11 protein-coding genes, 1 tRNA gene and 1 riboswitch are annotated in these 15,198 nt (G+C 68.5%); of the genes, 4 read left to right on the forward strand and 8 right to left on the reverse strand.

The genetic code is table 11. From position 1 onward, the window contains the following. Positions 1–39 precede the first annotated feature (39 nt). Positions 40–2,391, reverse strand: coding sequence for an ATP-binding cassette domain-containing protein (locus JOF45_RS04415; protein WP_210048145.1), 2,352 nt, complete (start codon positions 2,389–2,391; stop codon positions 40–42). 11 nt (positions 2,392–2,402) lie between these two features. Continuing rightward, on the reverse strand, positions 2,403–3,035 hold the full coding sequence (locus JOF45_RS04420) for an ECF transporter S component (protein ID WP_210048146.1): 633 nt from the start codon (positions 3,033–3,035) through the stop codon (positions 2,403–2,405). Continuing rightward, positions 3,026–3,146, reverse strand: a riboswitch (TPP riboswitch). Its footprint overlaps the gene before it by 10 nt. A gap of 77 nt (positions 3,147–3,223) precedes the next feature. Here JOF45_RS04420 and JOF45_RS04425 point away from each other — a divergent pair. Genes JOF45_RS04425 through JOF45_RS04435 form a run of 3 tightly spaced genes read left to right on the forward strand, consistent with a single transcriptional unit; the run spans position 3,224 to position 9,023 of the window. After that, positions 3,224–4,483 carry an exonuclease SbcCD subunit D gene (locus JOF45_RS04425; RefSeq protein ID WP_210048147.1) on the forward strand — a complete coding sequence of 420 codons (1,260 nt, stop codon included), beginning with the start codon at positions 3,224–3,226 and terminating at the stop codon, positions 4,481–4,483. Beyond that, a complete protein-coding gene (locus JOF45_RS04430) occupies positions 4,480–7,707 on the forward strand; it encodes an AAA family ATPase (protein WP_210048148.1) in 3,228 nt (1,075 codons plus the stop codon). Before JOF45_RS04425 ends, JOF45_RS04430 begins: the two co-directional genes overlap by 4 nt. Positions 7,708–7,754: 47 nt before the next feature. Further along, a complete protein-coding gene (locus JOF45_RS04435; RefSeq protein WP_210048150.1) occupies positions 7,755–9,023 on the forward strand; it encodes a hypothetical protein in 1,269 nt (422 codons plus the stop codon). 47 nt (positions 9,024–9,070) lie between these two features. Here the strand turns inward: JOF45_RS04435 and JOF45_RS04440 are convergent, their stop codons facing one another. The 5 genes from JOF45_RS04440 to bcp all read right to left on the reverse strand — a co-directional run bounded on the left by JOF45_RS04440 (position 9,071) and on the right by bcp (position 13,908). After that, the gene (locus tag JOF45_RS04440) at positions 9,071–9,922 is read right to left on the reverse strand and encodes an alpha/beta fold hydrolase (protein WP_210048151.1); all 852 of its coding nucleotides are present in this window, start codon (positions 9,920–9,922) and stop codon (positions 9,071–9,073) included. 12 nt (positions 9,923–9,934) lie between these two features. Then, complete coding sequence (locus JOF45_RS04445; RefSeq protein WP_210048152.1) at positions 9,935–11,452, reverse strand: malate:quinone oxidoreductase; 1,518 nt, start codon at positions 11,450–11,452, stop codon at positions 9,935–9,937. A gap of 106 nt (positions 11,453–11,558) precedes the next feature. Beyond that, complete coding sequence (locus tag JOF45_RS04450; RefSeq protein WP_210048153.1) at positions 11,559–13,193, reverse strand: ABC transporter substrate-binding protein; 1,635 nt, start codon at positions 13,191–13,193, stop codon at positions 11,559–11,561. Positions 13,194–13,227: 34 nt separating this feature from the next. Next, positions 13,228–13,308, reverse strand: a tRNA-Leu gene (locus JOF45_RS04455). Between the two features lie 105 nt (positions 13,309–13,413). After that, positions 13,414–13,908 (reverse strand): thioredoxin-dependent thiol peroxidase, encoded by a 495-nt coding sequence (gene bcp / locus JOF45_RS04460; RefSeq protein ID WP_210048154.1) that lies wholly within the window; start codon positions 13,906–13,908, stop codon positions 13,414–13,416. A 49-nt stretch (positions 13,909–13,957) separates the two neighbouring features. On the opposite strand from bcp, the gene JOF45_RS04465 reads away from it, so the two are divergent. Beyond that, positions 13,958–14,491 carry a hypothetical protein gene (locus JOF45_RS04465; RefSeq protein ID WP_210048155.1) on the forward strand — a complete coding sequence of 178 codons (534 nt, stop codon included), beginning with the start codon at positions 13,958–13,960 and terminating at the stop codon, positions 14,489–14,491. A gap of 114 nt (positions 14,492–14,605) precedes the next feature. Here JOF45_RS04465 and JOF45_RS04470 read toward each other — a convergent pair whose 3' ends face one another. Beyond that, complete coding sequence (locus JOF45_RS04470) at positions 14,606–15,151, reverse strand: DUF4282 domain-containing protein (protein WP_210048156.1); 546 nt, start codon at positions 15,149–15,151, stop codon at positions 14,606–14,608. Positions 15,152–15,198: the final 47 nt, after the last annotated feature.

A 15,198-nucleotide genomic window follows, 5' to 3' on the forward strand; every position in this document is an offset into this window, starting at 1 on the left:
CTGGCCAGCCTATAAGCTCCGGCCCGATCAGCGCCGCCCTCACCAGACCAGCGACCAGGTCCCGGCGGCCATGGCCGCGGCTGTGGCGGCAGCGGCCAGAACGGCACCGCCCAGGACCACCAGCAGGTCCGCCGCGGTGAACTGTGCCGGCCGGGCCCAGCTGCGCGGACCGCCGTCGAAGCCGCGGGACTCCATGGTCACCGCCAGCCGGGTGGCGGTGCGGATGGCCTGGACCAGCAGCCCGAAGATCTGTGAGAGCGTGCTGGCCAGCCGGGAGCCGAAGCCGCGCCCCCTGCCCAGACCCCGGGCCCGCCGCGCATGACCCAATGTGGTCCACTGGGCGGCCAGCATCCCCATCAGCCGCATGGCCGCCAGGGCGCCGAGCACGAACCGCGCCGGCAGCTTCAGCTGCTGGGCCAGGGAGTCGGCCAGGTCGGTGGGATCGGTGGTGGACAGGATGATCACACTGGGCAGCACCATGGCGAAGCCGCGCAGCCCCAGAGCCAGGCCCAGCATCACCGAGCCGGTGCTCACTGTGGTGAAGCCGAAGTCCACCAGCACGCGTCCCGATTCCTCCCCGGCGATGGCGGTGCCCCAGACCGCCAGCAGCGCCCCGACGGCGAAGGGCCAGATCCGCCGCATCAGCGCCAGCGGACGGATCCCCGCCAGAGGCAGCAGGGCGAAGCAGCCCAGGACCACCACCGCCGCGGAGACCAGGTCGATGGAGGCCACCAGGGCCAGGGTGATCAGCACCAGGACGATCAGTTTGCCCAGCGGGCCGCGCCGGCCCAGCCAGGAGGTGGAGCGGACGGCGCCGAAGCCCGGCAGCTCAGGGGAGGAGGCCTCAGGGGTCTCATCCGAGGGCTGACCCGGCGAGGCGGCGGCGCGGCTGTGCTCCGTCACCTCCAGGCGCCTGGCCTGCAGTGCGGTCAGCAGATCCTCGTCATGGGTCACTGCGATGACCGCCCCGCCGGCGTCGAGATGATCGCGCAGCAGGGTCACCAGATCGGCGAAGGCGGCGGCATCCTGACCCGTGGTCGGCTCATCCAGCAGCAGAAGCTCAGCCCCGGAGGCCAGGGCGGTGCCCACGGAGAGCCGCCGCTTCTCGCCGCCGGAGAGGGTGAAGGGGTTGGCCTCGGCCACATGGTTCAGCCGCAGCTGATGGAGCAGGTCCTGCCGGTGCTCCAGCTCCTCAGCCACTGTGGCGCGGAGGAACTGATGCTCGGGCTCCTGGAAGACCATCCCCGAATGTCTGATGAGCTCCTGGGAGGTCATGGCCTCCGGATCCGGCTCCAGGCGGCCGCCATGACGCGGGATCAGCCCGGCCAGTGTCAGCAGCAGCGTGGACTTCCCGACGCCGTTGGGCCCGGTGATGGCCACCGCCTCACCGCCTCGGATGCTCAGCTCCACTCCGCTGAGCACCGGGGCAGGTGGCTGGCGGCTTCGCCAGGTGGTGGTGGGCGGATGCCGATGGACGGCGAGTTCCTCGGCCCGGAGCAGAGTCTCGCCGGTGGGAGAGAGCCCAGTATGAGAAGGCGGAGACCAGTCGGGCAGCACGGCGAGGAAACGATCTGGGCTGTGTGGGTCTGGGGACCTCTGATCGGCGCTGCCGAGCCCCGCTCCGCTGCCGGCCTGTCCGGCGTCGAGGCTGATGACACGGTCCATCGCGGCCGCCCAGCGGTGGGTGCGGTGCTCCACCACCAGCAGAGTGGCCCCGGTGGCCTCAGCTGCGGAGAGTACGGCGTCGCGGACCTGGAGGGCGCCGTCTGGGTCCAGGTTGGCGGTGGGCTCGTCCAGCAGGAGCAGCCCCGGGCGCATCGCCAGGATCCCGGCCAGTGCCAGGCGCTGCTTCTGCCCGCCCGAGAGCTGGGCGGTGGGATGTTCCAGCGGCAGGTGCTCCAACCCCACGGCCTGCAGCGCCTCGCGGACCCGGTCCGGGATCTCCTCGCGGGGCACCGCCAGGTTCTCCGGGGCGAAGGCCACGTCATCGCCCACTCGGGAGAGCACCACGGCCGCCTCGGGATCCTGCTGCATCAGACCGGCCCGGCCGCGGACTTCGGCGGGCTCTGCCCCGTCGATCAGCAGCCGTCCCGAGGTGCTCGCCCCCTCGGCGGGGAGCACTCCGGCCAAGCCGTGCAGCAGCGTGGACTTCCCAGAGCCGGAGGCCCCGGTGATCAGCACCTTCTCCCCGGGACGGATGTCCAGGCTGAGCTCCTCCACCGCGGGGGAGCTGCGGTCCGGATGCTGCCAGGTCCAGGACTCGGCGCGCACTGCGGCACCGGGCGGGGCCTCCGCGCTCGCAGTCTCCGTGCACGCCGTCTCCGGCGAGCTCCATCCAGCCGGTGAGGCTGTCGGCTCCGCCTCCTGTCGGAGATCTTCCGTCTCCCTCACAGCCCGGCCCCTCACAGGACGGGTTCGCGGTGGGCACCGCGGGAGGACAGCGGGCTGAGCACACCGGTTCGGGCCAGGCTGCGGGTTCCCACCCAGGGGAGCAGACCCGCGATCACCGCCCCGGAGAGCGCGAAGCAGCTGATGTGGATGATCGTCTCCAGCGGCGCGTAGGCATAGGAGTGGAGCACGAAGTGATAGTTGATGCCGCCCAGCAGTCCCGCCGCAGCTCCGCCCAGCAGGGCAGGGGGCAGGCTGAACCGGCGGTAGAGCAGCGCCAGGAAGATCAGCTCCGCACCCAGGCCCTGGAAGAATCCGGCCACCAGCACGGTCAGACCGGCCTGGGCGCCCAGCAGCGCGGAGATCGCGGCGGCCACCAGCTCGCAGTACAGGGCGGCTCCGGGCTTGCGGATGACCAGGGCGCCGAGCACTGCGGGGAAGAGCCACATGCCGTGGACCAGGGTCTCCACCGGCGGATAGACAGCGAAGAGGTTGCCCACCAGGTGATAGCTGAGGTTCCAGCCCCAGAAGATCACGCCGGAGGCCACGGCGAGCGTGGAGGCGACGAGGATATCGGCCACGCTCCAGCGCATGGTGCGGCGGGTGCGGGCAGGTGATGGATGCGCTGAGGGCGCAGAGATAGGCATATGCGACTCCCTTCGCAGGTTCTAACCTGGGCAGGTTCTAGGGTCTGGGCCGTGAGCCCACTCTCAGCGCCTGGCCGCATGCCTGCGGCGGACGCTCCCCTGTCGGACAAGGATGTTCAGTTGTGCCGTTCACAGTAGCACCGGCCAGGTCAGCGGTCCATGTCCCCGCCGAGCGATAGCGTGGTCCCATGCGATGGCTCCACACCTCTGACTGGCACCTCGGCCGCGGCTTCCACGGGTATTCGCTGCAGAGCGCCCAGCAGGAGATGCTGGAGACGGTCTGCGCCACCGTCGCTGAGGAGACCGTGGATGTCCTGCTGATCGCCGGTGACGTCTATGACCGCGCGCTGCCTCCGGAATGGGCGGTCCGTGAGCTCGAGTCCTGCCTGGAGGAGCTGGTGGCCGGCGGCACCCGGGTCATCATCACCTCGGGCAACCATGACTCGGCCCAGCGCCTGGGCTTCGGCCGCGGCCTCATGGGGGCCGCCGGAGTTCATCTGCGCACCTCACTGGAGGATGCCTTCACCCCGGTGGAGATCCCCGACGCCGGTCAGGAGGCTTCGTCGCAGGAGACTCCGGGACAGGCGCCCGAGTCGGCGCCGCTGACGCTGGTCTACGGTGTGCCGTATCTGGAGCCGGCCCTGATCCGTGAGCAGCTCGGCCTGGACCGTGCTGATCACACCTCGGTGATGACCGAGGTGGTCCGCCGCATCTGGGAGGACGTGGGCGCTCGCCGTGAGCATCTGGGGCAGCGGCGCACGGTGCGCGTGGTGCTTATGGCTCATCTCTTCGCCGCCCGCGGTGTGGGGTCGGATTCTGAACGGACCATCGGGGTGGATGCTCCTGCCGGGGAACAGATGGATCATCAGGAGCACACTGCCGGTGGGCTGGCTGTGGTGCCGCTGGAGCTCTTCGACGGCTTCGACTACGTGGCCCTGGGACATCTGCATGGCCGGCAGAAGCTCTCCCAGACCGTGCGCTACAGCGGCTCTCCGCTGCGCTTCTCCTTCTCCGAGACCCGCCAGGCCAAAGGGGCCTGGCTGTGGGACTCGCAGGACTGGGAGCAGATCCGCGCCGTGGACTGGTCCATCGGCAGGCCGTTGGCTCAGCTGAAGGGCTCCATCGAAGAGATCCTGGAGCCGGAGACTGTGCAGCAGCACCAGGAGGCCTATCTGCAGGTGACGCTGACCGATCCGGTCCGTCCCGAGCGGGCCTATCAGCGGGTGCGGGAGGCGTATCCGCAGCTGTGCTCCTTCACGCACAGCGGGACCGAGCAGCAGACTCTGCGCACTTACTCCTCCGCCGTGGAGGAGGCGGTCTCCGAGGCTGAGATCATCACCGGCTTCCTCGAACACGTCCGGGGCCGCGGTCCTGCTGAGCAGGAGCAGCAGCTGCTGGAGGAGGCGCTGCAGGCGGTCCGGCTTCAGAGCGGAGCTGAGGCCCGATGAAGCTGCACCTGCTGACCCTGCAGGCCTTCGGCCCGTTCCCGGGCACTGAGATCATCGACTTCGACGCACTGAGCGAGGACGGGCTCTTTCTGCTCAACGGCCGGACCGGATCCGGCAAAACCTTCATCCTCGACGCTGTGACCTTCGCCCTCTACGGTCAGGTGGCCGGCGAACGCAGCGTCACGCGGCTGCGCAGCGACCACGCCGCGCCCGGGGCAGTGCCTCAGGTCAGCCTGGAGTTCACCCTCAGCGGCAGACGCTACCGGGTCACTCGCAGCCCGCAGCACATGCGGCCCAAGCAGCGCGGCACCGGCTTCATCCAGGAGAACCAGAAGGCCCATCTGGAGGTCCAGGAAGCCGGAACATGGAGCGCCGCCGCCAATGGTTCTCAGGCAGTGGGCAAGGAGCTGGGCGAGATCCTTCCTCTGGATCGTCACCAGTTCACCAAGGTCATCCTGCTGCCGCAGGGGGACTTCGCCGAATTCCTCCATTCCAGCAGCAGCGAGAAGCAGCAGCTGTTGGAGCGCCTGTTCGACACCAGCACCTTTCAGCAGCTGGAGCAGCACCTGCGGGAACAGGCCAAAGAGGCCAAGGGCCAGGTGGAGGAGGCCAACCGGGAGATCGAGGCCCTCCGCTCATCTGTGCTGGATGGTGCCCAGCAGCTCACCGGGGTCGACTTCTCTCAGGAGCAGCCGCCTGAGCGGGAACCCGACGGGGAGCAGGAGCCGGAGCCCCAGTCGAAGCAGGAACCGGAGACTGAGGACGCTTCGCTGGAGCACCGCATCCTCACTGAGGCGCAGTCCCAGCGCAGCGGCCTGGACGCAGCGCGGAGCGCGGCCGAGACGCAGCGGCGCCGTGCTCAGGACCACGCAGAGGAGCTCAGCGCGCGTGCCCGTCAGCTCGCCCGATGGGAGGAGCACCAGCGGCAGGTGCACGAGCATCACCAGCAGAGCGCCGAAGTTGCCCAGCTGCGCGATTCCCTGGAGCGGCACCGCGCAGCAGAAGCCTTGGACGAATGGTTCCGCACCGCCGAGCGGGCGAGCACGCAGGCCACCGAGCATCGCAGCCAGGCCCTGCGGAAGGCCCAGACGCTCCAACAGCTGATCGAGTCCCAACAGGACATCGCCCAGTATGCGGTGCTCACCGGGCAGGACGGCACCGGACAGGACAGTGCTGGATCGGACGGTGCCCGATGGGACGGCGCTGGACTGGCCGGCGCCGGACCAGATGATGCTGGACACGGTGATGCTCAGATCAGTGCGCAGCAGCTGCAGGCCGCTCGGCGGGAGCTCACTGAGCTGCAGGGCCGGCTGCGAGCTCAGGATGCTCAGGCGTTGGAGACCCACCAGGAGCAGCTGGACCGGCGGTCCCGGCAGCTGAACGAGCAGATCCAGGCGCACCAGCAGACCCTCAGCGCGGCAGAGGCTGCGCAGCAGGAGCTGGCTCAACGGATCACAGCCCAGGAGAACCAGCTCCGCGATCCTGAGGAGCTCGAGGCCCAGCGCGATGCCGCCCGCACGGAGCAGGACCGTCTGGCCGCTCAGACGGAATCTCGTCGTGTGCTCGACTCCGCACGGCAGCAGCAGGCCGAGGCCGAGCAGCGTCTGAAGGAGACGACCGCCCGAGCCGAGACCGCATCGGCCGCCCATGAGGCAGCCTTGGACGAGCACCTGCGCGGGATCGCCGCGGAACTCTCCGGGAACCTGACAGAGGGTCAGCCCTGCCTGGTCTGCGGGTCCACAGAACACCCCCGCCCTGCCGCCGCAGATGGGCAGACGGTGACGCGTGCTCAGGTGCGGGAGGCCCTCAGCGCGGCCGAGACGGCGGCCGAAGCCCGCACTGCCGCCGCTGCCGCCCTCGAGGAGAAGACCACACGCGTCCGTACCCTGACCCAAGAGCTGGGGGATGCTGTCCAACAGACCCTGGAGGAGCTGCTGGAGGCGCTGGAGGCCTCCCGGCAGAGAACCGCTCAGACCGAGCAGGAGCGGCAGGCCCAGCGTGAGCTGCAGGTCCAGCTCGCAGCCTCCCGCACCGAACTCAGCGACGCCGAACAGCGACAGACCACAGCCCAGGCCGCCCTCACCGTGGCTCAGTCAGACCATGAACGGGTGACCGAGGACGCCGCGCGCGCTGAATCCACCCTCATGGAGCTGCGCGGACAGCATGAGAGCGTCCAGGCCCGCAGCACGGCGCTGGATCGCCTGCAGAGTGCGGTGGAGGAGACGGAGGAGGCGCTGCAGCTCTTCCGCCAAAGCGCTCAGCAGGCCCAGACCACTGCCCAGGAGGCTCAGGAGAAGCTGGAGGCCTCAGCGTTCTCTGACCGAGAGGCTGTGCGTGCGGCGCTGCTGGAGGAGCAGATCGTGCGGGAGCGCCGGTCCCGGGTGGAGGTCTGGGACCGTGCCGAGGTGCGGCTTCAGGAGGAGGCGAAGGTGGATGATGTCTCGGCGGGCCGGCGTCGTTCTGAGGCAGGGGAGGAGGCCCCGGAGCCAGAGGCTCTCCAGGAGGCTCTCTCCGTCGCCGAGGCCGCAGCTGAGCAGCACCAGGAGTCTGTCCGAGCGCTGGACCGTTTCGACGACCGGCTGGACCACCTCCGCCAGAGCCTGCATCGGCTCCAGGAAGGTCAGCGGCGGCGCGAGGAGCAGCTGGCCGAGCAGGTCCGCCGCAGCGAGCTGGCCGACACGCTCAACGGGCGGGGCCCCGACAACCGCCTGGGCATGACGCTGACCACCTTTGTGCTGGCCGCTCGGCTGGAACGGGTGGCCGAGGCCGCGACCCGTCACCTGCAGATCATGTCTGAGGGCCGGTACCGGCTGCTCCACGACGACTCCAAGCGCGGCGGGGGACTTCAAGGCCTGGAGCTGAAGGTCACCGACCAGCACAGCGACGAGGAGCGGCCCACCTCCTCGCTCTCCGGCGGTGAGACCTTCATGGCCTCCTTGGCGATGGCCCTGGGGCTGGCCGAAGTGGTCCAGTCCGACGCTGGAGGCATCGGACTGGAGAGCCTCTTCATCGACGAAGGGTTCGGCTCCTTGGATGAGGAGACCCTGGAGCATGTCATGGGGGCTCTGACGCGCCTGCAGGGAGAAGGTCGGCGCGTAGGCGTGGTCAGTCACGTCACAGAGATGCACCAAGCCATCCCGGTGCAGCTGCGCGTCATCAAGAGCCCCTCCGGCTCCCGGACCCAGATGCACCTCAGCGGCCCGAGCACCGGAGGCTCAGCATGACCACCGGCGGCACGGGCTCCCCGGCCAGAGCTGGCTCAGACAGGACTGTGCCGGCCAGGACTGTGCCGGCCAGCATCGGCCTGAGCAGAGCCGGCCTGGGTAGGGCCGTGCTGGAGATCGCCGCACGTATGCCGGCCGCGCTGCTTCCGGTGGCGCTGACCGCTGCGATCGGCCTGAGCACGCGCTCGCCCTTCACCACCGGAGTGGTGATGGCCGCCGCGGTCGCTGCGCTGGGCCTCTCGGGCTCACTGGGCACCGCCGCTGCAGAACGCTGGGGCCGGCGGCCCGTCCTGCTGACCGGCGCCGCCGCTCACGTCACCAGCCTCGTTCTGTTGGTCACCGCAGTCGATCGCTTCACCCATGCGCACACCCTCACCTCGGACGTGACCCTGTTCGTCATGGTCATGGGGTGTGCGGCGCTGGCCGGGGCCACCGTTCCTCCGGTGAGTGCTGTGGCCCGAGACCGGTGGCGCGCGCTGCGGCTCACTGCGGAGCAGGGACTGAGGCAGGACGGGAACCGGGAGGACCTCGCGCTCCTCGCGGCGGCGCTGCTCACCGCGGTCCTGACCTGGAGTGCCGGACCCGCTGCAGGCCTGCTGGCTGCGGCCGCCGTGACGGCCGCAGCCGTTCCGCTCTATGCCATGGACGCAACCATCGGAGCCCTCGACGAGGCCGAGCAGCACAGCAGCCGCTCCACCGAGGATGACGCCGAGCCGCCGCTGCGCACTCTGCTGGCCGGCATCGACGCGGCACGCCGGCAGGCAGAGGCCGGCGCAGCGGACGGCGGCCCAGTCCGTTCGCGCCGACTGCGTGTCGCTGTGCTGGTCCGAGCCGTGCTGCTCGGCGGGAGCACAGCGCTGCTCTGGATCCTCGTCCTCGACAGCGCCCTGTCCGTCTACCGCGGGGCCTGGTCGGCGTCATTGACCATCGCTGCGATGCTCGCCGCAGGAGCGGCGGCCTCGCGGTGGTTCCCTTCCGCGGGCGACGGCGTCAGCGCGTCCCGACGACGCCGGCTGCTCACCACGCTCACAGTGCTGCTGGTCGGCCTCACGGCCACGGTGAGCACGCTGATGTCTGCACTGAGCACGGTGCTGGGCGGCCGGGCCGGACTGGTGATCGTCTCTTGCGCGGCGGTCCTGGCCGCCGCAGCCATCGGTGCCCTGCTCGTGGAGCTGTACCGACAGGTCGGCCCGGTCTGTGCCGAGGACGGCTCCTCCGATCGAGACTCCTCAGAGACGCTGCTCGGCGGCGCCCTGCTGGCCGGTTCGGTTCTCGGCTTCGCCGCCGGAGGACTCATCCTGGCTCTCATCGGCTGAACTGGATGAGTCGGCTGACCATGCCGAACAGATCGGCGCTGCAGCGCTCAGAGGAAGTCGAGGACGGCCTGCTTATAGTCCCGTGAGGTCAGAACGTTGACGTGGTTGCGCCCTGGGATTTCCACATACTGCGCCGGCGCGCCGGCGCTGCGCACCCACTGGGCCAGCTGATCGGCCCCCGCCGCGATGGGATCCTGCGCGCCGGCCACCACCAGAGTGGGGACCGAGGGGACGGCCTCCTGCGGGGCATAGCGGTCCTGGGCCAGGCTGAGCCTCAGCTCGACCACATGCCGCAGATGCTGATCGGGGAGGGACGCCGCCACGGTCACATACCTACGGGTGGCCTCATCCTCGGGCTCGGGTCCTCCGGCGGCCCAGGCGCGGGCCTGCTCGGCATCCACACGATAGACCTCGTCGGAGACCGGCGATCCGCCCATGACCAGGGACACGACATCCTGGGAGTAGTCATGGGCGAACTGCCAGGCCAGCCGGGAGCCCATCGAATAGCCGTGCAGCGCCACCGGAGCCTGCGCCGTCGCCGTGATGATCTCGTGGAGGTCATCGAGGATGTCGGCGCTGCGGATCTCGGCCGGGTCGACGTCCTGGGAGGCTCCGTGGCCGGGAAGGTCCACAGAGATGACAGTTCGCCCGGAGCTCTGGGCAGACCCGAGGTCGCCGGCGTCTGCGGCGCTGCCACGGTCTGCCAGCGGGTCCAGCCATCCGGTCTTGACCCAGTTGTACAGGGTGTTGGAGGCGAAGCCGTGGATCAGCAGCACCGGTGCCGGATCACCGCCAGGGCTGGCTCCGGAACCGGCCTGCCGAGCCGCAGGCCAGGTGTGGACGGTCAGACCGAGAGCGGTCCGGCAGGACTCCGGCGCCGGATAGCGCAGTGTGCCCACAGCCGGTCAGGCTCAGCTGTCCAGCTGCAGAGTCTTACTCGTGGCCGCAGCGACCTCATCGAGCAGCTTCGGCTCCTCGTTGAGGAGGCGGCCGTAGGAGGGCACCATCTGCTGGAGCTTGGGCTTCCAGCCTTCCATCTGGGCCGGGAAGCAGCGCTCGAGCAGCTTGAACATGATCGAGGGGGCGGTGGAGGCTCCGGGGGAGGCGCCCAGCAGGCCGGCGATGGAGCCGTCGCCGCCGGTGACCAGCTCGGTGCCGAACTGCAGCACACCGCGGCCCTTGGCGTCCTTCTTCATCATCTGAACGCGCTGACCTGCGGTGATCAGCTCCCATCCTTCGCCTTCGGCGTCGGGATAGAAATCACGCAGCTGGTCCACCTTCTGCTTCTGAGACTTGGTGACCTCCTTCATGAGGTAGGTGACCAAGCCGGTGTTGTCCAGGCCCACCTGCATCATCGGCAGCAGGTTGTGCGGACGCACGGAGAAGGGAAGATCGAAGTAGGAGCCCTGCTTGAGGAAGTTGGTGGAGAATCCGGCGTAGGGGCCGAACATCAGAGAGCGGCGTCCCTCCACGAACCGGGTGTCCAGGTGCGGCACCGACATCGGGGGAGCGTTCTTCACGGTGGCCAGGCCGTAGACCTTGGCATGGTGCTTCTCGATGACCTCGGAGTCGGTGGCGCGCAGGAACTGGCCGGAGACGGGGAACCCACCGATGCCCTTCATCTCCTCGATGCCCGAGGACTGCAGCAGGTGCAGCGCCCCGCCGCCGGCGCCCACGAAGACGAAGCGGGCCGAGACGGTGCGCTTCTCGCCGGCTGAACGGTTCTTGACCTTCATCTCCCAGCGTCCGTCGCTTCCGCGGGAGAGGCTCTGGACCTCGTGGCCGTAGCGCAGCTCCACGCCGCTGTCACCGAGGTGGTCGGCCATCTGGCGCGTCAGAGCACCGAAGTCCACGTCGGTGCCGTTGTCGAACTTGGACGCGGCCACACGTTGTTCGGCGTCGCGGCCTCCGGTCAGCAACGGAGCCCAGGACTCGATCTCAGCCTGGTCCTCGGTGTGCTGGATGTGGCTGAACAGCGGCTCCGCCTTCATCGCCTCATACCGGTCCTTCAGGTACTGGGCGTTCTCGTCGCCCCAGACGAAGCTCATATGCGGCAGGGCGTTGATGAAGGTCCGCGGGGAGCCCAGCGTGCCCTTCTCCACCCAGTGCGACCAGAGCTGGCGGGAGACGTGGAACTGCTCCGCGATGCCGGCCGCCTTGGCAGTGCCCACCGTTCCGTCGGCTCCGCGCGGGGTGTAGTTGAGCTCGCAGTAGGCGGTGTGGCCGGTTCCTGCGTTGTTCCAGGGGTCAGAGGATTCCTGGCCGGGCTGGTCGAGGGTCTCGAACAGGGCGATCGACCAGTTGGGCTCCAGCTCCTGCAGCAGAGTGCCCAGCGTGGTGGACATGATGCCGCCTCCGATGAGGACGACGTCGAACTTCTCCGCCGCTGCGCTCGAGCCTGATGTGCTGGTCCTCGTTGAGTTGGCCACTGAATTCTCCTTGTCGATCCCCACGGGCAGCTCGGCCGGGGCCGATGCCCCCTGCTTCGTCTGAGACTTTACCCGCGCCCGGTTCAGGGGAAGAAATCAGATGACGTCACTGCGGGACGATGTCTCGGTACAGCTCGTGCAGCACCGGAGAGAAGGGGTAGTTCACGATGTTCTGGCCCAGGGCCAGTCCGGAGATGGGATAGGCCAGCGGGAGTGCTGGGATGTCCTCGGCGATCAGCTCGGCCGCCTCGCGGTAGAGGTCGTCGCGGGATTCGTCATCGGTCTCGCTGCGGGCCTGGTGGATCAGCTCGCGGACGTCTTCGTTGTCATAGTTGAACTCCGCGGTGACCGAGGAGAACAGCGGTCCGAAGAACGAATGTGGGGAGCGGTAGCCGCCGTTGCGGCCCAACAGATGCATGGCCCGGTCCTCATCGGCGAGCAGCCTGTCCACATAGCCGTCGTTCCACGGCACCGGGCGTGGGGCGACGTTCAGCCCCACACGGGTCAGATCCCGAGCGATGGAGGCGAAGATCGCCTCCGGCAGAGGCAGGTAGCTGCGGGTGGCGTTCATCGGATAGTAGAACGGCAGCTCTTCTCCGTCGTAGTCGCTCTCCTGAAGCAGGCGCTCCGCCTCCTCCAGGTGCATGGAGTAGCGCAGCGCCTCCTCGGAGTGGACTCCCAGCGCTGCGGGGATGAACTGGTGGGCGGTGCGGGTGCCCTCCAGGAAGTGGTTGCGCACCAGGGAGCCGCGGTCGACCGCCCGAGCTATGGCCTCGCGGACCAGGGGATCGGACATCACCGGATGATCGAGGTTGAAGCCCAGATAGAGCACGGAGAACGGATCCCGCTGCAGGAACATCCGGCCCGACTGGACCAGGGTCCGCAGATTGTCCCGGGTCACATACTCATAGACGTCGAGGGTCCCGCGCTGCAGCTCCCGCAGTCGGTCGAAGGACCGGGGCAGAGACCGGACGGTGACCTGCTCGACCTCGGGGGAGCCGTTCCAATACTCCTCGAAGGCCCGGAGCACGATCTCCCCGTCCTCGGCAGAGACCAGCTGGAAGGCACCGGTCCCTACGGGGCTCTCTGAGACCCGGTCAGAGTCCCCGGAGAGGGCCTCGGCTGAGACGATGCCGAAGGCTGGAAGGGTCAGCGCCTGCAGCAGGAAGACCACCGGTTCGCGCAGTGTGAGCACCACGGTGCGCTCGTCCTCGGCCTCCGCCGATTCTAGGACGCAGGCGTCATCGCCGATGAACCCGCCGAAGACGGACGCGAAGGCCAGAGGGACGGTGCTCTCGAGCACCTCGTCGCCGTAGATCTCATCGAGCCGGCTCCAGCGTTCGATGTTGGCGACGACGACCTCGGCGGTCAGTTCGGAGCCGTCCTGGAAGGTCACACCCTCCTGCAGCTCGAAGGTGTAGGTGAGCTGGTCATCGCTGATCTCCCAGTCGGCGGCCAGCAGCGGAGCGATGTTTCCGGTCTCCCGCTCGATTCCGATCAGTGTCTCGAAGACCTGACGGCACACCCGTTCGGTCTCAGTGTCCACGGCCAGGGCCGGGTCCAGCGAGCGGACTTCGGAGACGGCAGAGACCACGACGGCGCGCTGGGCGGCGCTCTCATCGCTCTGATCGTCGGAGGGATCCACCGCCGAGGCGGCTTCGTCGTGCTGCAGGGCCAGGGCCGAGGTGGCGACGGCGGCGCCGGTGACGCCGAAGAAGCGCCTCCGGTCCATCTCGGCCATCTGGACTCCGTTCCTCATCGTGTGGACTTGCCGGTGCGCGAGGCGGGACTTGAACCCGCACGTCAAAGACACTGGAACCTAAATCCAGCGCGTCTACCAATTCCGCCACTCGCGCCTGCCGCGGCCCTCCACCGTTCGGCGGAGCGGACGCGGCTGACCATTCTACTGGGTCTCAGGCCTGCGGCATCTCAGGTCTGAGCTGTCGGAGGTCTGAGGCGTCTCAGACGCCCAGCTTGGTGCGCAGGCGCTCCACATGGCCGGTGGCCTTCACGTTGTACTGGGCCAGCTCCACAGTGCCCTCCTCGTCGATGACCACAGTGGAGCGGATCAGGCCCACGGAGACCTTGCCGTAGTTCTTCTTCTCGCCCCAGGCGCCGTAGGCCTCGGCCACGGCGTGGTCCTCATCGGAGAGTAGCGGGAAGTTCAGATCCTGCTTATCGGTGAACTTCTCCAGTGCGGAGACCGGGTCCGGGGAGATGCCCAGCACGGTGTAGCCGGCACCCACCAACGACTGCAGCGAATCGCGGAAGTCGCAGGCCTGGGTGGTGCACCCCGGAGTGGAGGCCTTGGGGTAGAAGTAGGCGATGACCCTCTGACCGCGCAGCTCCTTCAGTGTGACGGTGGATCCGTCCGCTGCGGTCAGGGAGAAGTCGGGGGCGGTGTCGCCGGGGGAGAGGCGTCCGGCGTCGGCGGGGGTGTCCTTCTGCTCAGTCATGGTCCCCACTTTACGCGCCGGTCACGCGCGTTCCGTAGACTCTGTTCCCATGGCGACCATCACGGAGCGCGACGAGGCCGCGGAACAGCTCAAACAGGCCCTGCGCGGGACCTTCGACGCCTCGGTGATGAACTTCGGCTCCTACAACATCCTCTATGCGGCCAACCGCTGCGCGGCCGCCACCGCGGAGATCGACGACGCCGACTCCTCGGCCCAGCAGCGGGCCGCCTCCGCCGCACATCTGTTGGTGGGATACCGGCGTCAGCCGGTGGAACTGGTGCTCTGCCCGGTGGATCTGCGCGAGGCTCTGCCGCGTGCCGCGGGGGAGGACAGCGCCGAGCCCGTCCCGTCGGTGCCGGTCACGGTGAACCTCACCAATCTGGCCGGGCTGGCCACCGATGATGACGGAGTGGAGATCACCTTCTCCACCGGATACCGGGTGGGGCTGCGCATGTGCAGCTCGGTGGTCTTCGAGGAGATGCCCCAGGCGCGGATCGAGCAGCGCTGGGACGTGGAGGACTTCTACGAGTTCATCGACTTCTTCATGGACACAGTGGAGGCCCAGACCGGACAGCACCGCTGAGTGCTGCCGGCCCGGGCCTCGTCTGCGCCGTGCTTCTTCCACGTCTGAATCTCATCGCCTCATCGGCGCGATGACCTGTCCGTCGGACTCTGCCAGTGTTCTGCGTGATACCGCTCAGCGCCGGGAGAGATCCTGCCGCAGTCCGCTGAAGTCTTCACGCATCGCAGAGGTGTTCTGAGCGGTCCGGACTGTGCTGACCAGGAACTCCAGGAATACGCGGATCCAGATCACGTAGAGGATCACCGGAATCCAGCCCAGCAGCAGTGCTGCGACGCCCAGACCAGGCTCCACGACGAAGCCCATCACCACGTAGACCAGCCACAGGAGCACCAGGAAGGCGATCGAGAGGATGTAGATGAACTTGATGAACTTGATCGTGACGAAGCTGTTGAAGTTGAAGTCGAACAGCGCACCGAAGAAGCCCTTGGCCTCAGCCGCGGAGACCTGGCCCTGCTGACTCGGCTGTGGGTAGTGCGGGGGCTGCTGCTGCTGATAGGGATGCGGCGGCTGTCCCTGCTGGCCAGGCTGGCCGGGCTGGCCCGGATGCGAGTAGGGGTGCTGTCCGCCCTGAGGCTGATGCGGCGGCTGCGGAGGCTGGCCCTGGGGCTGGCCGTCCTGCGGTTCGTTGGGGTCGCCGGGCTGACCGGGCTGCTGAGTCATGGCTGCTCCTCGAAGCGATGCTCGTGTGTGGTTCGTGTCAGGCGAGC

Origin of the sequence: Nesterenkonia lacusekhoensis (assembly GCF_017876395.1) — a bacterium.
In the GTDB taxonomy this organism is placed as follows: Bacteria; Actinomycetota; Actinomycetes; order Actinomycetales; family Micrococcaceae; genus Nesterenkonia; species Nesterenkonia lacusekhoensis.